The organism is Stenotrophomonas sp. Y6 (assembly GCF_022436665.1).
GTDB classification, from domain to species: domain Bacteria; phylum Pseudomonadota; class Gammaproteobacteria; order Xanthomonadales; family Xanthomonadaceae; genus Stenotrophomonas; species Stenotrophomonas acidaminiphila_A.
This window is the reverse complement of sequence record NZ_JAKUKB010000015.1, coordinates 1-20,932: the sequence shown is the minus strand read 5'-3', so window position 1 is coordinate 20,932 and position 20,932 is coordinate 1. Positions and strand designations below refer to the sequence as shown.

Sequence of the window (20,932 nt, the reverse complement as noted above, 5' to 3'; positions counted from 1 at the left end):
ACGCGCCGCGCACCCGCCCGTGGGGCGCCAGCGCGCGGCGCGGGCCCTCGCTCACAGCGGCGAAAACTCGCCCGGCACCCAGGCGAAGGCTTCACCCGCGTGGCGCACGTGGCCCAGGCCGGGGAACGGCAGGTGCGCGCCAGCCACCCACCACCGCCCCGCCGCGGCCTCGGCCATCAGCCGGCGGCGACTGGCGATGGCGGCCGTGCGGTCGCTGTCGGCTTCGTAGCTGGCGTCGGGCCGCGCGAACTGGACCGCGTGGAAGTGCACGATGTCGCCCCATACCAGCAGCTGCTCGCCGTTGCCGCCGTCGATCCGCCAGGAGACGTGGCCCGGGGTGTGGCCGTGGCTGTCCAGCGCGGTGATGCCGGCGGGCAGGGCATCGCCTGCGACAAAACGTCGCAGGCGTCCGGCCGCGGCGTACGGCGCCACCGCACTGCGCGCCATCGGGAAGGCGAAGCGCAGCGACTGCGGCGCGCCGGCTTCACTGGCCGGGTCCAGCCAGTAACCGGCATCGGCCTGTGACAGCCACACGCGGGCGTTGGCGAACGCCGGCTTGCCGTCGGCGTCGAGCAGCCCGCACAGGTGATCCGGATGGGCGTGGGTCAACAGCACGTCGTCCACCTCGGCTGGGTCGTAGCCGGCGGCGCGCAGGTTGACCAGTACCTGACCCAGGCCGGGGCCAAAGCACTGCGCGGCGCCGGTATCGACCAGCGCCAGGTGTGTGCCGCGCTGCACCAGGTAGGCGTTGACCGCGGTCTGCAGGCCCTTGCCGTCCTCGGGCACGTAGCCGTGTTCGAGCAGGCGGGTGACCGCGCCCGGGTCAATGCCGGCCAGTGCCTGCCGCGGCAGCGCGACGGTACCGTCGAACAGCGCGGTGACGTGCACCTCGCCGATCTGCTGGTGATACACGCCGGGTACCTGCGCGTGCGGGACATGGGCGGTGCCGGCATGGGCGCCGCCGGCGGCCAGCAGCAGGGCCAGGGCAAGGGGACGAAGGACAGCGTGGGACATGGGCAGTTCCGTCAGGGGCGGCATCGCGCCGCGGAGCCGCCATGTTGCGCCCGGCCCAGCCTGCGATGCGCTCGCAATGCCGCGCGATCCGCTCACCGCCGCCGCGTCGTCACTGGTTGCCGATCGCGGACGGCTCCATGCCATAGCGTTCGTGGAAGCGCCGGTTGAAGCTGGACAGCGAGCGGTAGCCGACGCGCGCGGCCACGGTCTTCAGCGGCAGGCGGGTGGTGTAGAGCAGCTGCATCGCCTGCGCCAGCCGCGCATCGCCGATCAGCTCGCGCAGGCCGAGCCGTTCGCTGGCCAGGCGCCGGCGCAGGGTGGCGCCACTGATGCCCAGGTGCTGTTCGAAATCGCGCGACTGCCAGTTGCGTCCGGGCTGGGCGGCGACCAGGTCGCGGATGCGCTCGCCCAGGCCGGGTTCGGGCGCGACCAGCAGGCTGCCATGGCCGGACGCGCAGAACGCCACGGCCAGGCTGGCCAGCGCCAGCCGGGCCGCGGTGTAGTCGCCGTGTTCCAGCGCCTGCCGCCACTGCAGCAGCGGCGCGCCGTGCGCGGCCAGCGGCAGCCGCGCCAGCGGCGGGCCGGCTTCGGGCAACGGCCCGCTCCACAAGGTGCGGGTGGCGTGCAGCACTTCGGTGCACAGCGGCACGATGGCGCTGAGATAGAGGCCACTGTCGGGGTCGGGGACGTTGACCACGTCGATCCGGCAGCGGCGGGTGATCAGGAACAGGTCGCCGGGGGCCAGGTCCAGCACCTGCTGCGCGGTGCGCACGTGCTTGCGTCCCTGCAGCAGGATCGCGAACTGCGGGCGCGGGATCTCCACCGAGGAAGCGCCGTGTTCGCGGCGCGCGGTGATACAGGCATAGTCCCCGGCGTTCTGGCAGTCGGCCAGCGTCGCCAGCTGTTGCAGCAACGGGCCGGGCGTCGTCGCCAGGGCCACCATCAACCGGCCAGGTGGGTGTCGAACAGATTGCCGATGGCCGCCGCCGCGCCCATCGCCAGTGCGCCCCAGAACACCACCCGCAGCGCACCGCGCAGGCGCGAGGCGCCGCCGGCGTGGGCGGCCATCGCGCCGGTGATGCACAACCCGACCAGGGTGGACGCGGTGGTGATCTGCGCGACGTAGGCGTAGGGGGCCAGCAGTGCGGTGAGTACCGGCAGGATCGCGCCGACGACGAACGCGCCAGCCGAGGCCAGCGCCGCCTGCAGCGGCCGCGCCCGCAGTTCCTCGGTTATGCCCAGCTCGTCGCGCGCATGCGCGGCCAGCGCATCGTGCGCGGTCAGCTGCACGGCCACCTCGTGCGCCAGTTCCGGGGTCAGCCCGCGCCGCCGGTAGATGCCGGCCAGTTCCTCCAGCTCGGTATGCGGGTCTTCGCGCAGTTCACGGCGTTCCAGCGCCAGGTCGGCATGCTCGGTGTCGGCCTGCGACTGCACCGACACGTATTCGCCGGCGGCCATCGACATGGCGCCGGCCACGGTGCCGGCGACGCCGGTGGCCAGGATGGTGGAGGCCGGCGCGCCGCTGGCGGCGATGCCGACCACCAGGCCGGCGACGGAGACGATGCCGTCGTTGGCCCCGAGCACGGCCGCGCGCAGCCAGCCGACACGTTCGGAGCGGTGGGATTCGGTGTGTCGGGTCGGTTTCATGGCCGCAGTGTAGGACGGCACGTGGACCGTTGGTGAAAACGACTCGCAGCCGCGGCGCCGGACCGGTCAAGTCGCCGCCGGTGGGATGCTGAAAACCGCCACCGCGACATGCCGGCAATAGGGGCCGCGATATAGTGCGCGCTCGGGAGCTGTTCGCGGTCCATCGCGGGCGAGGGCCGGTGGCCCGTGGCGGAGCCGGGCAGGCGCAGCGTGCGTGGATGCGCGCCTTGCCAGCGCTGGACGGGACGCGGCGACGCGCGCGACGGACTGCGGGCCGGTTCTTGTGATGCCGGGGGCAGGCCCCCATTTCCCCGCCCAGCCAGAACACTGCGAGCCAGCCCTTGTCGAGCCCCAGCCACGTTGCCGATACGCCCATTACCGACCGCTCGCAGCTGGTGGAGGTGCTCGCTTCCGGCGAGAAGCCGCGCCCGCAGTGGCGCATCGGCACCGAGCACGAGAAGTTCGGGTTCCGCCTGGACGACCTGCGCCCGCCGACGTTCGAGGGCGAGCGCGGCATCCAGGCGCTGCTGACCGGGCTGACCCGTTTCGGCTGGGAGCCGGTGCAGGAACGTGTCGATCAGGGGCCGGGCAACACCATCGCGCTGCTGCGCGACGGCGCCTCGGTGACGCTGGAGCCGGCCGGGCAGCTGGAGCTGTCCGGCGCCGCGCTGGAGAGCATCCACCAGACCTGCGTGGAAACCGGCACCCACCTCAACGAGGTGGCGCAGGTGGCCGGCGAGCTGCAGCTGGGTTTCCTCGGCATGGGCTTCCAGCCGAAGTGGACCCGCGCCGACATGCCGTGGATGCCCAAGGGCCGCTACCGCATCATGCGCGAGTACATGCCCAGGGTCGGCTCGCTCGGCCTGGACATGATGACCCGCACCTGCACGGTCCAGGTCAACCTCGACTACGCCAGCGAAGCGGACATGGTGAAGAAGTTCCGCGTGTCGCTGGCGCTGCAGCCCATCGCCACCGCGCTGTTCGCCGATTCGCCGTTCACCGAGGGCCGGCCCAACGGTTACCTGAGCTACCGCTCGCACATCTGGACCGACACCGATGCCGACCGCACCGGCATGCTCGACTTCGTGTTCGAGGACGGCTTCGGCTACGAGCGCTACGTCGACTACCTGCTCGACGTGCCGATGTATTTCTCCTACCGCGACGGCGTCTACCACGATGCCAGCGGCAAGTCGTTCCGCCGCTTCCTCAAGGGCGAACTGGATGTGCTGCCGGGTGCGCTGCCGACGCTGCGCGACTGGTCCGACCACATGACCACCGCCTTCCCCGAGGTGCGGCTGAAGAAGTACCTGGAAATGCGCGGCGCCGACAGCGGCCCGTGGAGCCGGATCTGTGCGCTGCCGGCGTTCTGGGTGGGCCTGCTGTACGACGACACGGCGCTGGATGCGGCCTGGGACCTGGTCAAGGATTTCAGCCTCGCCGAGCGCCACGCGCTGCGCGACGGCGTGCCGCGGCAGGCGCTGCACCTGCCGTTCCGCGGCGGCAGCGTGCGCGACCTGGCGCGGCGCGCGCTGGAGATCTCGCGCGAGGGCCTGCGCCGCCGCGCGGCGCTCAACGGCGACGGCCAGGACGAGACCCGTTTCCTCGACGTGCTGCAGGAAATCGTGGACTCGGGCAAGACCGCCGCCGAGCGCAAGCTGGAGCTGTTCCATGGGGCATGGAACGGCAGCATCGACCCGGTGTTCCGCGAATTCGCCTACTGAGCCGGCACCCTGGCGCGTTGCTAGACTGCCGGCTCCCTTGACGGAGGCAGGCGCATGGGCAACACGACGGACGAGATCGTCTTCTACACCCACCCGCAATCGCGCGGCCGCATCGTGCGCTGGATGCTGGAGGAAGTCGGGCAGCCGTACCGCACCGAGGTGCTGGGCTACGGCGAGGACATGAGGTCGCCGGCCTACCTGGCGATCAACCCGATGGGCAAGGTACCGGCCATCGTCCACCGCGGGGTAGTGGTGACCGAGGCCGCGGCCATCTGCAGCTACCTGGCCGATGCGTTCCCGCAGGCCGGGCTGGCGCCGGCGCAGGACGACCCGCTGCGCGGCAGTTATTTCCGCTGGCTGTTCTTCGCCGCCGGGCCGGTGGAGGCCGCAGTCAGCGCCAAGGCGTTCGGCCTGCTGGCGCCGCCGGACAAGGCCGGCATGGTCGGCTATGGCAGTTTCGAGCGGATGGCCGACACCCTGGAGAAGGCCGCTGCCGGCGCCGCGCCGTGGCTGCTGGGCGAGCGGTTCAGCGCCGCCGACGTCTACCTGGGCAGCCAGGTGCTGTGGGGCACGATGTTCAAGACCCTGCCCGAGCGCCCGGCGTTCGCCGAATACGCCGCGCGCCTGCGCGCGCGTCCGGCCTGGCAGCGCGCGGCCGCGCTGGACGACGCGCTGGCGGCGTCGCAGTGAGCGGCGCCGGCGGCGATCACGCCGAGGCTTGACCCCGGTCAGGGCGGCCCGCGCCGCGGGCACGCAGTATCCGGCCGGCGGGCACGGTCGCCCGCCGCCGGAACGGCCACGGGGCGGGTCGCCGGTCGCGTGCTGCGCCCCGGGAGTATGTCGATGACGCAATTCAGGATTCCCCTGTCCGGCCCGGCGCCGGACCTGCAGCTGCTGGAAGACGCGCTGCAGGACGCCGACCCTTCCGTGCTGCTGGATATCGAACCGCTCAGCCGGGTGTTGCGCATTTCCACCCTGCTCGACGAACACAGCCTGCTGCCGGCACTGGGCCGCGGCGGCCTGCCGGTTTCCGCCGCGCAGCTGGAACGGGTGCCTTCGGAATGCTGCGGCGGCTGCGGCGGCTGAGCCGTCGCGGCGCGCAGTCCCGGGGGAAGCCGGCACGTGGGCGCCCCGCGTGCCGGCCTTCCCTCCCGGCCAGGCGCGACGATGTGGAGGGGATGGCCTGGCGGGAAAGCCACCGGCCGGCGTGGCGGATGCGCCGCCGGCCGCGGCGTGATGCCTTCCGTGCAGTGCGCCCTGCATCGGCCAGCGTAAGCGCCCGCGACCCGACCGTGGGGCTTCCCGTGGAGACGTCGTCCCTGCTCGCCGCGACCGCCTTGTTCGCGCTGCCTTGCGCCTTGCAGGCGCAGGCCGCCCTCCCGATGCTCAACGGCACCTGCCCCGGTGCACGGGAGGTGCCTGCCGACGACGGCGGGCCGGTCTATGTCAACGGCAGGGAAACCCGGCTGAAGCGCTTCAATGACGATCATGTCGAGGCGCACGACCCGGCCCGCGGCGTGACCCTGTCGATCACCACGTCCGCCGGCGGCGGCGTGCAGATGTCCCATACCGGCCAGGACGGCGCGAACGGGGGGTGTTCGGTCGGCCGCCATGACGCGCGCGGCGGATCGCACGACGCGCCGGTCTGCCCGGGACGTGACCTGCGAATCGCAGGGCAACACCCTGGCCGGGTGCGACATGGACACCCGCGGCGATGTCGAGCTCGTGCGCCGGCTCAGCCGCACCGAATGCGTGGAGGGCCGGAACGGGGGGTGTCGCGCAATTCCGTCCGGGTCAAGGACGGGTGCCGCGCGGTGTTCCGCAACACGCCGGGGGACGGCGGGCATCACGCCGACCACGGCCAGCACCGCGGTTACGTGGCGCCCGTGGCCGCCGCCGGTGCCGGGCTGCTGGGCGCCTGCAATCGGCGTGCGGGCGCATCCGGCGCGCTGGTCACGCGCGTGCCGGAGAACGACGAGGCCGCCGAACTGATCGTCGATCATCCGGACGGCTGCTACCTGTGCATGGCGCGCAACGATGCACAGGTGATGTCCTTGACCCGGTTGCTGCGCCAGCCGAAGTGATCGTCTGGGCGGCGTGGTGCCGCCCCGGCGAGGGGATGGCGCAGGTGGCGGCAACAGGGTGCCCTCGCGCCTCTGCGGCGTATTGCCCGGGCATGGCCGCTGGCGCCGCGTCGTCGGACGCTGCGGCCGGTATCGCGGTGGCGGCGGGCGGGACCGCCGCGCAAGCCGCCGGGGAACGGCCGCGGCACTGCCCGGGACAAAGAAAAAAGGCGCGTCGACAGACGCGCCTTTTCCCTTCACCGGCCCGCCGTCATTCCGGCTGGCGGATGGGACAGCGCACCTCCTCCAGGGACGTGCAGGCGTCGCTGGCCGGGGCGATGGCCGCATCGGCCAGGCGGTACAGGCCGGCGGCGGACGAAGCGGTGGGTGGGCGGGTTGCGGGCGTGCGCACGCTGGCGGCCACTTCACGGCCCACCTGCAGGTTCTGCGCGACGGACAGGCCCTTTACCTCCAGCGTTCCTTCGCGGTAGGTGATGTCGTAGTTGCCCAGCCGTGCCCCCTGCGCATCGCTGGCGACGATGGCGTAGCTGCCGGGCTGCGCGCTAACGCCACTGCCGTCGCTGAACAGCCTGACCGCGTCGATGGTGTCGTCGTTGACCAGGCCCTGCGCCGTGTAGCCGTTGAGCGGTGAGTGCTGGCCAATGGTCTTGCTGGCGTTGTTGGCGGTGATGATCAGGCCGGCCTTGCCGATGCTCAGGGTGCCGTTGACGTAGGTGATGTCGTAGTTGGACAGGCCGCTGCCATCGGCATTGCTCGCGGTGATGGTGTACTCACCGACGTTGGCGGTGGCCGCGCTGCCGGCCGAGGCCAGCTGGACCGAGGACACCGTGTCGCCATCGGCCAGGCCACTGACGGTGAAGCCGTTGATGCCGCCGGTCTGGCCATAGGTCTTGCTGCCGTTGTTGGCGGTGATGGTCAGCCCGGCCTTGCCGATGGTCAGGGTGCCGTTGACGTAGGTGATGTCGTAGTTGGACAGGCCGCTGCCGTCGGCGTTGCTGGCGGTGATGGTGTAGTTGCCGACGCTGGCGGTGGCCGCGGTGCCGGCCGAGGCCAGCTCGACCGAGGACACCGTGTCGCCATTGACCAGGCCGCTGGCGGTGAAGCCGTTGATCCCGCCCGCCTGGCCATAGGCCTTGCTGCCGTTGTTGGCGGTGATGGTCAGCCCGGCCTTGCCGATGCTCAGGGTGCCATTGACGTAGGTGATGTCGTAGTTGGACAGGCCGCTGCCGTCGGCGTTGCTGGCGGTGATGGTGTAGTTGCCGACGTTGGCGGTGGCCGCGGTGCCGGCCGAGGCCAGCTGGACCGAGGACACGGTGTCGCCGTTGACCAGGCCGCTGGCGGTGAAGCCGTTGGTACCGCCTGCCTGGCCGTAGGTCTTGTTGCCGTTGTTGGCGGTGATGGTCAGCCCGGCCTTGCCGATGGTCAGGGTGCCGTTGACGTAGGTGATGTCGTAGTTGGACAGGCCGTTGCCCGCGGCATTGCTGGCGGTGATGGTGTAGTTGCCGACGTTGGCGGTGGCCGCAGTGCCGGCCGAGGCCAGCTGGACCGAGGACACGGTGTCGCCGTTGACCAGGCCGCTGGCGCTGAAGCCATTGACACCACCCGCCTGGCCGTAGGTCTTGCTGCCGTTGTTGGCGGCGATGGTCAGGCCGGCCTTGCCGATGGTCAGGGTGCCGGCGAGCAGCTCGATGTCATAGCCGAACTGGCTGGAATAGAGCCCGCTGGCACGCAGGTTGGCGCCGGTGTAGGTGCCGGCGTTGGCGCTGCTGGCGGTGTAGACGGCGCTGCCGGACACCAGCGCCGGGTCGTAGCCGACGGGGAACACCAGGGCGCCGACGCTGCTGCTGGCGCTGCCGTCGTAGGTCTTGCTGGCGTTGCCGGCATTGACGCTGAGCGTGGTCATGAAGCTGCGCAGCAGCGGCGCGCTGTGGCCCTCGTACATGCGCCAGGTGGCGCCCGTGCCACCGGCGTCGTCGATGCTCCAGCCGGCCGCCACGAAGGGCGCCAGCCCGGTGAGCTGGGCGCTGGTCAACCCGGAGATGCCGCTGCCGTTGCCGGCGCCGACGCCCTGGGCCAGGCCGCTGCTGCTGGTGTTCCAGAAGCTGCCGGTGGCGGTGCCGACATTGCTGCCCACCAGGCCGCCGACCGCGCCCGCGCTGGAACTGGCCGTGCCGGTGGCATAGACACGCAGCAGGCTGCCGTCGTTGAACCCGACCAGGCCGCCCGCGGTGGCGCTGCCCTGGGCGCTGCCGGTGGCGTAGCTGTCGCGGATGACGCCGGTGCTGGCGTTGCTGCCGGCCAGGCCGCCACCATTGAGGCCGCCGCCGGCGCTGCCCGTGGCCAGCGACTCGCTGAGGGTTCCGGCGTTGCTGCCGACCAGGGCGCCGACATTGCCCGTGCCGGTGACGGTGGTGTCGCTGCTGACCCGCTCGATAACCCCGCCGGCGGCGTTGTAGCCCACCACGGCGCCGCTGTAGCTGCCGCCGGCCACGCTGCCGCCCACCAGGTTGAGGTTGCCGACGTAGCCGGCGTTGTAGCCGAACAGGCCGCTGTAGGTACTGCCCGGACGGTTGATGACCAGGCCGCTGATGCGATGTCCCTGTCCGTCGAGCCGGCCGCTGAAGGGGGTGGCCAGGCTGCCGATGGAGAGGAAGCCGGTGCCGCTGTTCCACAGCGCGCTGCTGGAGGCGTTGATGTCGTTGGCCAGGACGAAGCGGCTGCCCGCCAGGCTGGTCGACGCCAGGCCCTGCAGGCCGTAGACATCGGTGATGCGGTACGGCGTGGCGGTGCTGCCATCGCCACCCAGCGCGCGCACGAAGGTGGCGCCGGCGCCGAGGCGGAAGTCGGTGACGCTGAAGCCGGGCAGGCTGGCCGCCACCTGGCGCCAGGTGCCGCCGGTGAGATCCAGCACGCCGAGGTTGACGCCCCCGTTGCTGGTTACGGTGCCGGCAGCGGACAGGGCCAGGCTGCCGTTGGCCGCATCGATGCCATCGCCCAGCACGACGTTGCCGCCGTTGCTGGTGCTGAGGGTCAGGCCGGCGTTGTCGCCCCAGGTCAGGCGGTCGGCGACGCTGAGGTTGCCGCCTGCCGACAACTGGCGGGTGCCGCTGATGCCGAAGGTGCCGCCGCTGTCCAGGCTGAGCAGGCCGCCGGAACCGAGGTTGGTGTCCAGGCTGTAGCTGGCGGCGCTGGCCGCCAGGTAGAGGCCGTAGCCGCTGCTGGTGAGGTTCGCGAAGTCGCCGTACGAGAGGAAGGCGAGGTCGCTGTCGGCATGGCTGCCGCGCGCGGCCAGGTAGCGGCTGCGGGTCGCCGAGAGGCTGCCCTGGCCGGTGAACAGACGCATGGCGGCGCTGTAGACGTCCAGCCCCTGGATGCCGTTGGTGCCGATCACGTCGCCGAAGCCGGCACCGGTGTCGAGGTTGCCGTCCAGGTAGGCGATGGCGCCATTGGCGTCCAGGCTGCTGGCATCGCCGAGGATGTAGTAGTAGCCGTCCGCCCCGCTGCTGGCGCTGCCGATGGCCACGCCGCCGGACACGGCGGTCAGCGTCGCGCCCGCCAGGGCGGCGGCACCGGCATTGCCGAAGGCCTTGCCGCTGATGGCGATGGGCGTGGTGCCGTAGCGCCAGCTGAAATACGGGTAGAGGTTGGCGCCGGTGCCCCAGATGGACGCGGAGAAACCGGCCGGCAAGCCACCCTGGAGCTGGGCGGTGGTACGCCCGGTGATCCCGTTTACCAGGCCACCGGCTGCGGCCAGCGGCTGGCCACTGGTCTGGGTGTTCCAGTAGGCGTTGCTGATGGCGCCATTGGTGCCGTTGTTGTAGCCGACGAACCCGCCTGTCTGGCTGCCGCCCGCGACGTAGCCCGTGGAGTAGCTGTTGCTGATGGTGCCGTTGATGAAATTGACCCCGGCGAAGCCGCCGATGTTGCTCGCAGAGCCCTGGCCGATCACCGCGCCGGTGGCGTAGGAGTCGGTGATGCTGCCTTCGTTGTGGCCGACGAAGCCGCCGACCGGCCCCGACGACGCCCGCACCGTGCCGGTGGCGTAGGACTGGCTGATGGAACCGCCATCGCCGCTGTAGCCGTTGGCGCCCACCAGGCCACCGACATAGCCGAGGTTGGCGGTCGTGTTGGTGCCGGTGACGTTGCCGGTGGCATGGGAGCGGGTGATGCTGCCGCCGTTGACGTTGAAGCCGACCAGGCCACCGACCTGGTAGCCGGCCCCGGTGACATTGCCGGTGGCGGAGGCATCGGCGATGGCGCCGCCGTCGTTGGTGCCCACCAGCCCGCCGGTGTTGGCTTCGCTGGTGCTGGTGCCGCTGACCGTGGTGCTGGCCGACGCGTTGCCGAGGGTGCCGCCCTGCATGTAGCCGACCAGGGCACCGACGTTGTCTCTGCCGGTGACGTTGCCGCCCACCAGCCTGACGTTGGCCAGGGTCGCGCCGGAGGTGTAGCCGAACAGGCCGACATAGTCGGTGGCCGCGCGGTTGATGACCAGGCCGCTGATGCTGTGGCCCTGTCCGTTGAAGCTGCCGGTGAACTGCTGTGCGTTGCTGCCGACCGGGCGGAAGCCCGACGCACCCCATACCTCGCCGTAGTAGCCGCCACTGGCGGCCATGGCGCTGGCCAGGCTCAGGTCGGTGCCCAGCCGGTAATTGGCATTAAGGTCCAGCCCCATCAGTTGCAGGGCGTGGGGGGTGAAGATGGTCGTGGAGTATTCGTTGCGCAGCATCGGCCGGGTATCGCCTTCGAACATCACCCACATGTTGGTGAAGTCGAAGCCGGTGTAGGCCGACTGGTTACGCACGGCGCTGGTCAGGCCGGTGCCGCCGCCCAGCGAGCTGGACTGGCCGGTGCTGTTGATGTCCCAGTAGCTGCTGTTGACGATGATGGTCGGCAGGTAGCCGCCACCGATCAGGCCGCCGGTGGTGGTGTAGCCGGTGACCTTGCCGCTGGCGTAGGTGTTGGTCAGCGTCGCGCTGGAGATCACCTCGCCCAGCAGCCCGCCCGCAAACGCACTGGTGTTGCTGACCGTGGCGGTGACCGAGCCGGTGGCATAGGAGTCGGCCATGGCAATGCTCTGCACGCTGCCCGCCAGCCCACCCACCACGGTCAGGCCGGTCACGTCGGCGGCAGAGGACGAGTAGCGGATGATGCCGTTGTTGACCGTGCCGGCCAGGCCGCCGACGAAGGCGCTGGAGCCGGACACGCTGCCGGTCATGTGAACGTTGCTGAGGGTGCCGCCGAGGGTGGCGGCGATGCCGCCGACGTTCATCTGGCCGGTGATGCGGGCATTGGACAGGGTCAGGTCACGAACGTTGCCGCTCACGGTGCGGAACAGCCCGACGTCGTTCTCCAGCCCGCGGTTGATGGTCAGCTTGTCGATGCTGTGGCCAAGGCCGGCGAAGTTGGTGCTCGCCCCGTCCAGCGGGTTGAAGCCGGCACCGCCGTTCCAGCTGGCGGTGGCGCTGGCGTCGATGTCGTTGCCCAGGGCGTAGAAGCCGGTGCTGGTGATGTTCTGCAACGCACCGATGTCATGGATCAGGACGTAGCCGGTGCCCGCCAGGCTGAGGCTGGCATTGCTGCCGGACAGGGTCACGCGGGCGCCCTTGTTCAGGCTGTAGCTGCCGCTGTAGGACAGCGACAGCCCGGCGTTGTTGCCGGTGGCGGTGATGTCCTTGTTGATGATGATGCTGCCGGCGGCGTTGAGCGCCAGCACGGTGTTGGCGCTCCAGCTGATGGGCGCGTCCACGGTGATGTTGCCGGCCTGGCTGCCGCCGACGCCGGTGGTCACCGTCACCCCGGTGCTGGCCAGGGCGTTGCTGAGGGTGGTGACGTTGAGCACGCTGTCGTTGGCGTTGCCGTTGAAACCGCCCATGCCGGAGCTTGTGCCGTTGGAAATGGTCACGTTGTACGGGTCGATCAGCCACTCGCCGGTCTTGCCGTTGGGCGCCAGGGTGGTGATCCTGACGTCGTCGGCGATCTTCACGTGGGCGCCGCTGGTCTCGATGAAGCCGCCATCACCGCCGTCCGGGGCACTGGCATCGAGGGTGCCGGCGACGTTCACCACGCCGCCATCGAAGTCGCCCATCAGCAGGATCCTGCCGTCCTTCTCGCCCACCGTGCGGGCTTCGATCACCCCGGTATTGTTGACCACGGTCTTGAGCAGGGCATCGCCGGCGTGGGCGGTGAGCAGCACCTGGCCGCCATCGGCCTTGATCAACTGGTGGTTCTCCACCAGGGCATCGACCATGGCCTCATCGACCCGCAGGTTGAGCAGGCCGTTGCCGGCGAAGTCCAGGGTCATGGCATCGCCGGCGGCCAGCGCCACGCTGCCCTGGTTGGCGACGATCACGCCGTGGTTGCTGACCCTGCCGCCGAGCAGGGCAATGGCGCCGCCTGCGCGGGTGTTGAGCGAGCCGTGGTTGATCACCGCCGCATTGCGGCCGTCGCCCTTGAAGCGGTAGTTGCCGGCGGCGAAGTCGGCGTCGCTGATGCCCAGGGTGGAGGCGACCAGGCCGCCGACGTTCACCTGGGCGCTGGCGCCGAACAGTACGCCGTTGGGATTGACCAGGAAGACCCGGCCATTGGCGTCCAGCTGGCCCATGATCAGGGAGCCGTCGACGCCGAGTACGCGGTTGAGCGCGATCGCGTTCGCGCCGGGCTGGTTGAAGGTGACCTTCTGCCCGGCACCGATGTTGAAGCTCTGCCAGTTGATCGCCAGTTTGTCGCTGGCCTGGTTGATGACCAGCTGGTTGCCGCCGGGCGCGCCGATCTGGCCGCTGCCGGACACGATGTTGCCGCCGGTCGGCAGCGATTGCGCCATCAGCCCCTGGCTGCTGATGGACACCAGCAGGCCCAGCGCCAGTGGCGTGAGCCGCGGGCCGGCCGGCAAGCGGCGCGTGGCGCCGCTCGTCGCGCCGGGAGAGGCACCCAGTTCGGAGGCCACCTGGACCTGGCCCAGGGCGCGGTTGAACACGAGACGGTAGATGCGATTCATGGCCGGTGTCCTTAGAAAGTGGTGCTGATGCGTGCCCAGTACTGGGTGCTGTGTCCATCGGCGGCGCGGTAGCTGCCCGTAGGCCGGGCGCCGCTCACTTCCAGCCGCAGTTCCGGCTTCCAGGGCAGCCGCAGGCCGATCGCGACACCGGCGCCTTCCAGCGTCGTGGGCTGGAAGCCGATGCGGCGGTTGTCGGCTGCCGGGGAGGTGCGGCCCCAGTCGTAGAACAGGTTCAGTTCGACCAGGTCGCCCCAGCGACGGCCATTGAACGGCGAGGGCGTGTCGGCAAAGCCCGGCGCGCTGACCTGGTACTCGAAGGTCGCCTGCACGCCACGGTCACCCAGTGCCGTGGACAGCGGATAGGCGCGCACGCTGGTCGGTCCGCCGACGCTGAACTGCTCCACCGGGGTCAGCGCATCATCGCTGAACTGGGCATTGCCGCGCAGCAGCAGGCGCTGGTTGCCGGGCAGGGCCTGCAGGCGCGCCAGCGCCAGCCGGCTGACCCAGAAGTAGGAGTCGTGCGCGGCATACAGCCAGTTGAAGGCCGGGGAACCATCCTTGACGGATTTGCGCACCGACAGCTGCGCCAGGTTCATGCCACGCCAGCGGCGGTCGGTGTGGCGCAGGCTCACTCCGGCCTCGACCACGTCGAAGGTGTGGCGCGAGAGTTCGATGTCCAGGCCCTCGAGCCTGGATTCCTCATGGACCCAGCGCGCCGACGCCTGGACCTGCAGGTCCGGGCGCTGGATGAACTTCCAGTCGCTGCCCGCGTAGAAGAGCGTGGTCGGGCCCTTGATGCCGATGGCGGCGAACGGCCCGGAGTTGAGCTCGATCTCGCTGCGGCTGGCGCCGGCAATGGCGCTCAGCCCATCGACCGTTGCCAGCGGGGCGCTCAGGGACAGCGCCGCCTGCCAGCTGTTGGCCGGGTCCAGCCCGTAGCCGACGCTTGCGGCGAGCACGTCGCCCAGGCCCAGTGCATTGAACGCGCTCACGCCCAGTTCGGCGCGGTACTGGCCGGTGCTGTCGGTGCCGTGGTTGCTCAGGCCGGCGGTGATTTCATAGGGGCGTTCACTGTCGCGGGCGACCAGGATGATGTCGGTCTCGCCTTCGTTCTGGCCCGGCTGCAGCACCGAGGTGACCGACACCCCGGGCAGGTCGCGTGCGTAGAGAAGGGCGCGCTCCAGCTCCGCCTGGCGCAGCGGGCGACCGATCAGGCCCAGGCTGCTGGCGCTGAGCTGGTCGTCGCGATAGCGCCGGCTGCCCTGTACCAGCACCCGCCCGACCCGGCCTTCCATCACCTTCAGCGTCAGTGTCTGGCTGTCGTCGATCTGCTGCGGCGGCACGTAGGCCACCGAAACCAGGAAGCCGGCCTCGCGGTAGGCCTGGGTGATGCGCGCGGTGATCTGTTTGATCTGCTCGAAGGTCAGCGCTGCCGGCAGCGTGGGGCTGATGTCGCGCAGGGCCTGGTTGGCGACGGCATCGATCGCCGCGCGGCTGATGCCGCTGTCCGGGTGCTCGCCGACGCCTTCGACCGCGATGCGGGCGATATGCACGGTGGCAGGCGCCGTGGTGGGCGCGGCATCCTGCGCCCATGCGCAGGGGCTGAGGACGCACGCCAGCGCGGCGGCCAGTACGGCGCAACGCAGTGGGTGGATACGGGGGACGCGAATCGGGGTGTTGCTGCCATTGAGAGGCATCAGCGTGGTATCCGTCAGTGGTTTTGAGAGCGCTTGCCTGGGAACGCGACCGGCTTACTTTCTAACCGGGAAAAGTGCCCCGATGGCATCACCCGATTTGCAGGTGGGCGGGATCATATGTGACCCCTATCGCAATTTGAATTACCCGCTTCGCGGCAGGGGCGGGACCGGCCCTGAAAACGGCCAGCGTCCGCGGTCCATGCGGCCGCAGGGCCCGTCGCCCGGGGGCCATCGGACCCGCCCTGCAGGTGTCATTGCGGGCGCGGAACTCCACGGGGCATTGCCGCCCCCGGGGGCGGCCCGGGGTACCCGGGCGTTGCGTCCCCGGCGACGCGGAGGGAGCGCCCGGGGCCGCTCGTTCACGCCGGTACCGGCGCGCGGCCCGGCGTGGATCGGGCACTGCGGACCCGCGCATCCGGCGGCCGCAGCGATGGCCGGATGCGCCGCCCATCGCTGCGGCTGCACCCCATGTGTTTGCGCGCTGGCGCCTGCCGTCCGCGTCCGCGCCCTCCGGGTGCCAGGAGCGGCATGGGTCCTGCTCCGTGCCGCCCGCTGGACCCGCTCCGCAGGTCAGCCCCGGGCCAGGCCGGCCCGCACGCGTGCGCAGCAGCGCTGACAGCCGGGCCTTCGTCCAATATACTGCCCCCCAGTACAGGATAGGAGTCCGCGCATGCCGCATTCACCCGAGGAAAAGAAAAAGGTCCTGGCGCGGGTGCGGCGGATCCGCGGGCAATGCGATGCGCTGGAGCGCGCGCTGCAGGCCGGGGCCGACTGCGGGCCGGTGCTGCAGCAGATCGCGGCCATCCGCGGTGCCGTCAACGGGCTGATGTCCGAAGTGATGGAAGCGCACCTGCGCGAGGAATTCGGCCAGCCGGCGCAGTCGGACGCGCAACGCGCCGCGCGCGTGGCCGAGATGTCCGGCCTGATCCGTTCTTACCTCAAGTAGGGGCAGCGCCGGCGACGACGGCGCTGCCTGCGCAGCTGCGCACCGGCCGCATGGCGGCCGGGCATGGATGCGCCGCATCGCCCCCCGGCAGCCCACTGCAACCGCCGAACCCGAACAACCGCTACAGGAGAAAACCATGAAGTCACGTGCCGCCGTCGCTTTCGGCCCCGGCCAGCCGCTGCAGATCGTCGAGATCGACGTCGCCCCGCCGAAAGCGGGCGAGGTGCTGGTCCGGATCACCCACACCGGCGTCTGCCACACCGACGCGTTCACCCTGTCCGGCGATGATCCCGAAGGCCTGTTCCCGTGCGTGCTCGGCCATGAAGGCGCGGGCATCGTGGTCGAGGTCGGCGAGGGCGTGACCTCGGTGAAGCCGGGCGACCACGTCATCCCGCTGTACACCGCCGAGTGCGGGCAGTGCCTGTTCTGCAAGAGCGGCAAGACCAACCTGTGCACCGCCGTGCGCGCCACCCAGGGCAAGGGCGTGATGCCCGACGGCACCAGCCGCTTCTCGTACAACGGCCAGCCGATCCATCACTACATGGGCTGCTCGACCTTCTCCGAGTACACCGTGGTGGCCGAGGTGTCGCTGGCCAAGGTCAACCCGCAGGCCAACCCGGAGCACGTGTGCCTGCTGGGCTGCGGCGTCACCACCGGCATCGGTGCCGTGCACAACACCGCCAAGGTGGCCGAAGGCGACAGCGTGGCCGTGTTCGGCCTGGGCGGCATCGGCCTTGCGGTGATCCAGGGCGCGCGCCAGGCCAGGGCCGGGCGCATCATCGCCATCGACACCAATCCCTCCAAGTTCGCCCTGGCCCGGCAGTTCGGCGCCACCGACTGCGTCAACCCGAAGGAGCACGACAAGCCGATCCAGCAGGTGATCGTGGAGATGACCGGCTGGGGCGTGGACCACAGCTTCGAGTGCATCGGCAACGTCAACGTGATGCGCGCGGCGCTGGAGTGCGCGCACCGCGGCTGGGGCCAGAGCGTGATCATCGGCGTGGCCGGCGCCGGCCAGGAGATCTCCACCCGTCCGTTCCAGCTGGTCACCGGGCGCAAGTGGATGGGTACCGCCTTCGGCGGCGTGAAGGGCCGCAGCCAGCTGCCGGGCATGGTCGAGGACGCGATGAAGGGCGATATCGAACTGGCACCGTTCGTCACCCACACCATGGGCCTGGAGCAGATCAACGACGCCTTCGACCTGATGCACGAAGGCAAGTCGATCCGCAGCGTCGTCCACTTCTGAGGGGCGGCCGGGGCACGCCCCGGCCATGCCTCCGCGCGACTGGAGAGAACCATGCAACGAATCGAACACCGCGCCTGCTTCGGCGGCTGGCAGGACGTGTACCGGCACCGCTCCCAGGTGCTGGGCTGCGACATGACGCTGGGCGTCTACCTGCCGCCGCAGGCGCAGGACGGGGCCCGGCTGCCGGTGCTGTACTGGCTGTCCGGGCTGACCTGCACCGAGCAGAACTTCATCACCAAGGCCGGCGCGCAGCGCTACGCCGCCGAGCACGGCATCATCCTGGTGGCGCCCGACACCAGCCCGCGCGGCGACGACGTCGCCGATGCCGAAGGCTACGACCTGGGCAAGGGCGCGGGGTTCTACCTCAATGCCACGCAGCCGCCGTGGGCGCCGCACTACCGCATGTACGACTACGTCGTCAGCGAGCTGCCGGCGCTGGTCCAGGCGCAGTTCCCGGCCAGCGATGCGCGCGCGATCAGCGGCCATTCGATGGGCGGGCACGGTGCGCTGGTGATCGCGCTGCGCAACCCGGGGCGCTACCGCAGCGTGTCGGCGTTCGCGCCGATCGTGGCGCCGTCGCAGGTGCCGTGGGGCGAGAAGGCGTTTGCCGCCTATCTCGGCCAGGACCGCGATGCGTGGCGGCAGTACGACGCCACCGCACTGGTGGCCGGGGCCGCGGAGCGGCTGCCGCTGCTGGTGGACCAGGGCGGCGCCGACGAGTTCCTCGCGCCGCAGCTGCGCCCGCAGTTGCTGGCCGACGCCTGCGCGGCCGCCGGCCATCCGCTGCAGCTGCGGATGCAGCCCGGTTACGACCACAGTTACTACTTCATCGCCAGCTTCATCGGCGAGCACATCGCCCATCACGCCCGCGCGCTGGCCTGAGCCGCCGCGGGAGCGGGGCGTCGGTGTGGCCGCGGCGGTCCGCGGCGCCACATCGCGCCGCGGCGGACTCCCCGCCTGCGCACCGTCGCTGTCGCTGTCGCTGTCGCTGTCGCAGGCGGAGCCGTGGACGAGGTTGCAGTGGCCGCAGGCAGTCGCGGCAACAGCTGCCGGAGCAGGTGCGGGACGCCTGTGACGGCCGGCAGCGCGACCAGCGGTCACGTATTCCTGCGCGGTGCCTGCGGACGACGCTGCTCAGCGGCCGGGCCTGTGGGAGCGGTTGGCCGGTGATGCGCGACCGTTGCGCCGCCCGTGCGTGGGCCCCGGGTACCGGCGCGGCCGGTTCGTCCGGCAGCGCTGCCAGCTGCGGGGCGAGGACCGCGCGCCTGTGCGTCCGCCGCCGGCCGCTCCGTGCGTGTCTGCGCCGACGTTCCCGTCGGCCTGGCGGGATGCGGCCGGGTCAGCCGCCGCGGAAGTGCCGCGGCGCCGCGGTGGCCATGATGGCCGCGATCACGGTGCTGTCTCGTCCACCGCGAAGTCGGTGTAGGCGTAGCGCGCATCGCGCAGCACGGTATCGCCCTGCCGCAACCGCAGCGGCGCGGCGAACATCGGGCCGGCGCTGACGCAGGTGTGGAACTCGCCGTTCTCGCCACAGGCATCGATGGCGGCCGGCAGCGCGTCGAGCAGGGCGTGGTCGAAGTCACGGCCGGCGAAGGCGGCGTCCAGTACCCGGGTATCCACGCAGCACAACTGCGCGCGCAGGCCGCCGTCGATCATCTGCCGCGCCAGGGTGGCGGTATCGCGCCCGAACAGCGGGAACAGGCAGTCCCAGTCCAGCGCGGCGTACTGCTGCTGGCGCCAGTGGCGGATGTCCTCCAGCAGCAGGTCGCCGAAGGCCAAGGTACGCAGTGCCGGCCAGCGCAGGCGGGCGGCTTCAAGCGCCTGGCCCATGCGCTGCAGGTAGCCGGCATTGTCGCAGTCCTGCGCGATCCAGGCGCGCAGCAGCGGCAGGCCGGCGGCGTGCGCCTGCTGCCGCAGCACTTCCTCGCGTATGCCCTGCATCGACGCGCGCTCGTAGCCCTCGGTGAGGGTGCTCAGCAGGGCGACGACTTCGATGTCCGGGCGCTGGCGCAGGGCGTGCAGCGCCCAGGCGGCATCCTTGCCGCCGCTCCAGGAAAGCAGGACCGGGGTGGCCACTCAGCGTACGTCGCGCAGTTCCCAGTGGCTGCCAGCCAGCCAGCGCAGGCGCTGCTTGAGCACGTCGCCGGGAATGCGGGTGATGGCGACCAGGTCGATGCGCAGGTCCGATTGCCTGCCGCTGACCGTCGCCTCGGGATCGGTCACGCCCCAGCTCGGGTCGACGTCGTCGGGATCCTCCTGGGTGGCGCGCCAGCGCTCGAACAGCGCCGGCGTGCGCAGGGCATCCTGCAACTGCTCGGCGAACGTGTCGGCACCGTTGGCGGTGAACGACAGGCGCGGGTCGCTGCCGCGCGCGGCGGCGGGATCGGGCAACGAAATCGAATAGTGCACGGGCATGCGGGGTCTCCTTGGGTGGGGGCCAGTGTGGCGCAACGGGCGTGGTGCCGGCGTACACGCCGGCGCCGATCAGCTCTCGAACGCGTGCGGCTGGTCGGCAAAGCCAACCGTCACCGCGCCCTTGCCGACGTTGACCATGCCGGTCAGGCTCATCACCGTTTCGAGCAGGGTCACGCCGTGCGCCAGGCAGGTGTCGCGCAGGGTGGCATAGCCGGGCAGGGCGCGCAGTTCGTCGAGCGGGCCGCCGTAGCTGACGCACACCACCGGGGTCAGCAGGCCCGCGGCCACGCGCTGGCCGACGAAGCCGAACAGCCGCTGCACCGCGTTGTCGAAGCCCTTGATCTTGGCCACCGGCGCGGTCTCGCCGCGGTAGCCGTGCAGCACCGGCTTGATGTCCAGCGCGCTGCCCAGCGCGGCGGTGAGCAGGCCGACGCTGCGGTCGCCCTTGTGCCGGGCGCGGGCGCGCATGTAGTACAGGTCGCGGGTGACCATGTAGCCGTGCACGTTGCCGGCCAGTTCTTCCAGCCGCTCGCGCATCTGCGCCACGCCGGCGCCGGCATCGCGCAGCCGTACCGCCTCCACCGCGGTCACCGCCTGGGCGGCGAACAGGTTCTGGGTGTCGAGCACGCGCAGGGCGAACGGCGAGTTGTGCCCGGCGGCCTGGCGGATCGGCCGGTACTCGTTGAGGATGGCGAAACTGGCCTGCAGCGCGTTGTCGTGGATCGGGCTGCGGGTCTTGGTGATGGTCAGGCAGAACACGTGGTCGTAGTCGATCACCAGGTGCTGCAGGAACAGGTCGCGGATCTGGTTGACGCTGAACGGGATGGTCTCGGCCTCGGCGCCGCGTTCGGCGACGTGGGTATCGAGGAAGTTGAGGGTGGCGTCTTCCTCGCGGTGGTCGGCCAGCACCGCCTCACCGATGCGCACGGTGATCGGCAGCAGGACCAGCTTGTGTTCGCGGATGAAGTCGGCCGGCAGGTCGCAGGCCGAATCCACGACGATTCCGATGCGCATGCTCGAGTCCCCCCGGGGCGTTGTGTGGCTGCGGTCACACTAACCCAAAACCGGCGTGGGGGGGGGGGGCCCCCCCCCCCCCCCCCGGGGGGGGGGGGGGGGGGCGGCGGGGGGGGGCCGGGGGGGGGGGGGGCGCCCGGGGCGGGGGGCG

General features: G+C 70.9%; 15 protein-coding genes. 7 read left to right on the top strand and 8 right to left on the bottom strand.

The window, feature by feature from the left end; all coding sequences use genetic code 11:
• Positions 1–51 precede the first annotated feature (51 nt).
• The 3 genes from MKP15_RS16400 to MKP15_RS16390 all read right to left on the bottom strand — a co-directional run bounded on the left by MKP15_RS16400 (position 52) and on the right by MKP15_RS16390 (position 2,661).
• A complete protein-coding gene (locus MKP15_RS16400; protein WP_240213442.1) occupies positions 52–1,014 on the bottom strand; it encodes an MBL fold metallo-hydrolase in 963 nt (320 codons plus the stop codon).
• Between the two features lie 109 nt (positions 1,015–1,123).
• Positions 1,124–1,957 (bottom strand): helix-turn-helix transcriptional regulator, encoded by an 834-nt coding sequence (locus tag MKP15_RS16395; RefSeq protein ID WP_240213441.1) that lies wholly within the window; start codon positions 1,955–1,957, stop codon positions 1,124–1,126.
• Positions 1,957–2,661 (bottom strand): VIT family protein, encoded by a 705-nt coding sequence (locus tag MKP15_RS16390; protein ID WP_161613223.1) that lies wholly within the window; start codon positions 2,659–2,661, stop codon positions 1,957–1,959. Before MKP15_RS16390 ends, MKP15_RS16395 begins: the two co-directional genes overlap by 1 nt.
• Before the next feature lie 341 nt (positions 2,662–3,002).
• On the opposite strand from MKP15_RS16390, the gene MKP15_RS16385 reads away from it, so the two are divergent.
• The 4 genes from MKP15_RS16385 to MKP15_RS17045 all read left to right on the top strand — a co-directional run bounded on the left by MKP15_RS16385 (position 3,003) and on the right by MKP15_RS17045 (position 6,466).
• Positions 3,003–4,382 (top strand): glutamate--cysteine ligase, encoded by a 1,380-nt coding sequence (locus tag MKP15_RS16385; RefSeq protein WP_240213440.1) that lies wholly within the window; start codon positions 3,003–3,005, stop codon positions 4,380–4,382.
• A gap of 54 nt (positions 4,383–4,436) precedes the next feature.
• Positions 4,437–5,072 (top strand): glutathione S-transferase family protein, encoded by a 636-nt coding sequence (locus tag MKP15_RS16380; RefSeq protein WP_240213439.1) that lies wholly within the window; start codon positions 4,437–4,439, stop codon positions 5,070–5,072.
• 153 nt (positions 5,073–5,225) lie between these two features.
• Entirely contained in the window at positions 5,226–5,468 is a 243-nt protein-coding gene (locus MKP15_RS16375) for a hypothetical protein (RefSeq protein WP_240213438.1), read from the top strand.
• A gap of 218 nt (positions 5,469–5,686) precedes the next feature.
• Complete coding sequence (locus MKP15_RS17045) at positions 5,687–6,466, top strand: hypothetical protein (protein ID WP_345778734.1); 780 nt, start codon at positions 5,687–5,689, stop codon at positions 6,464–6,466.
• Positions 6,467–6,716: 250 nt separating this feature from the next.
• On the opposite strand, the gene MKP15_RS16365 is transcribed toward MKP15_RS17045, so the two are convergent.
• Both MKP15_RS16365 and MKP15_RS16360 read right to left on the bottom strand, forming a co-directional pair.
• Positions 6,717–13,463: an MBG domain-containing protein gene (locus tag MKP15_RS16365; protein ID WP_240213437.1), complete on the bottom strand. Its 6,747-nt coding sequence runs from the start codon at positions 13,461–13,463 to the stop codon at positions 6,717–6,719.
• 11 nt (positions 13,464–13,474) lie between these two features.
• Positions 13,475–15,016 (bottom strand): ShlB/FhaC/HecB family hemolysin secretion/activation protein, encoded by a 1,542-nt coding sequence (locus MKP15_RS16360; protein ID WP_240213436.1) that lies wholly within the window; start codon positions 15,014–15,016, stop codon positions 13,475–13,477.
• An 814-nt stretch (positions 15,017–15,830) separates the two neighbouring features.
• On the opposite strand from MKP15_RS16360, the gene MKP15_RS16355 reads away from it, so the two are divergent.
• The 3 genes from MKP15_RS16355 (at position 15,831) to fghA (ending at position 18,234) form a co-directional block, all read left to right on the top strand.
• Positions 15,831–16,106: a metal/formaldehyde-sensitive transcriptional repressor gene (locus MKP15_RS16355; protein ID WP_104938063.1), complete on the top strand. Its 276-nt coding sequence runs from the start codon at positions 15,831–15,833 to the stop codon at positions 16,104–16,106.
• A 136-nt stretch (positions 16,107–16,242) separates the two neighbouring features.
• The gene (locus MKP15_RS16350; RefSeq protein WP_161613229.1) at positions 16,243–17,352 is read left to right on the top strand and encodes an S-(hydroxymethyl)glutathione dehydrogenase/class III alcohol dehydrogenase; all 1,110 of its coding nucleotides are present in this window, start codon (positions 16,243–16,245) and stop codon (positions 17,350–17,352) included.
• 51 nt (positions 17,353–17,403) lie between these two features.
• Positions 17,404–18,234: an S-formylglutathione hydrolase gene (fghA, locus tag MKP15_RS16345; RefSeq protein ID WP_240213435.1), complete on the top strand. Its 831-nt coding sequence runs from the start codon at positions 17,404–17,406 to the stop codon at positions 18,232–18,234.
• A 507-nt stretch (positions 18,235–18,741) separates the two neighbouring features.
• Here fghA and MKP15_RS16340 read toward each other — a convergent pair.
• From MKP15_RS16340 to MKP15_RS16330, 3 genes are all read right to left on the bottom strand, one after another.
• On the bottom strand, positions 18,742–19,428 hold the full coding sequence (locus tag MKP15_RS16340; RefSeq protein ID WP_161613231.1) for an ATP-binding protein: 687 nt from the start codon (positions 19,426–19,428) through the stop codon (positions 18,742–18,744).
• The gene (locus tag MKP15_RS16335; RefSeq protein ID WP_104938067.1) at positions 19,429–19,767 is read right to left on the bottom strand and encodes a hypothetical protein; all 339 of its coding nucleotides are present in this window, start codon (positions 19,765–19,767) and stop codon (positions 19,429–19,431) included.
• A gap of 69 nt (positions 19,768–19,836) precedes the next feature.
• Positions 19,837–20,781, bottom strand: coding sequence for a DegV family protein (locus MKP15_RS16330; RefSeq protein ID WP_161613232.1), 945 nt, complete (start codon positions 20,779–20,781; stop codon positions 19,837–19,839).
• Between the last annotated feature and the right edge of the window lie 151 nt (positions 20,782–20,932).

Excerpts from the sequence above, each read along its gene's own strand:
- MKP15_RS16380 (WP_240213439.1), top strand. The coding sequence starts at position 4,437 with ATGGGCAACACGACGGACGAGATCGTCTTCTACACCCACCCGCAATCG.
- MKP15_RS16355 (WP_104938063.1), top strand. The coding sequence starts at position 15,831 with ATGCCGCATTCACCCGAGGAAAAGAAAAAGGTCCTGGCGCGGGTGCGG.
- MKP15_RS16365 (WP_240213437.1), bottom strand. The coding sequence starts at position 13,463 with ATGAATCGCATCTACCGTCTCGTGTTCAACCGCGCCCTGGGCCAGGTC.
- MKP15_RS16335 (WP_104938067.1), bottom strand. The coding sequence starts at position 19,767 with ATGCCCGTGCACTATTCGATTTCGTTGCCCGATCCCGCCGCCGCGCGC.
- MKP15_RS16400 (WP_240213442.1), bottom strand. The coding sequence starts at position 1,014 with ATGTCCCACGCTGTCCTTCGTCCCCTTGCCCTGGCCCTGCTGCTGGCC.
- MKP15_RS16395 (WP_240213441.1), bottom strand. The coding sequence starts at position 1,957 with ATGGTGGCCCTGGCGACGACGCCCGGCCCGTTGCTGCAACAGCTGGCG.
- fghA (WP_240213435.1), top strand. The coding sequence starts at position 17,404 with ATGCAACGAATCGAACACCGCGCCTGCTTCGGCGGCTGGCAGGACGTG.
- MKP15_RS16350 (WP_161613229.1), top strand. The coding sequence starts at position 16,243 with ATGAAGTCACGTGCCGCCGTCGCTTTCGGCCCCGGCCAGCCGCTGCAG.
- MKP15_RS16330 (WP_161613232.1), bottom strand. The coding sequence starts at position 20,781 with ATGCGCATCGGAATCGTCGTGGATTCGGCCTGCGACCTGCCGGCCGAC.
- MKP15_RS16390 (WP_161613223.1), bottom strand. The coding sequence starts at position 2,661 with ATGAAACCGACCCGACACACCGAATCCCACCGCTCCGAACGTGTCGGC.
- MKP15_RS16375 (WP_240213438.1), top strand. The coding sequence starts at position 5,226 with ATGACGCAATTCAGGATTCCCCTGTCCGGCCCGGCGCCGGACCTGCAG.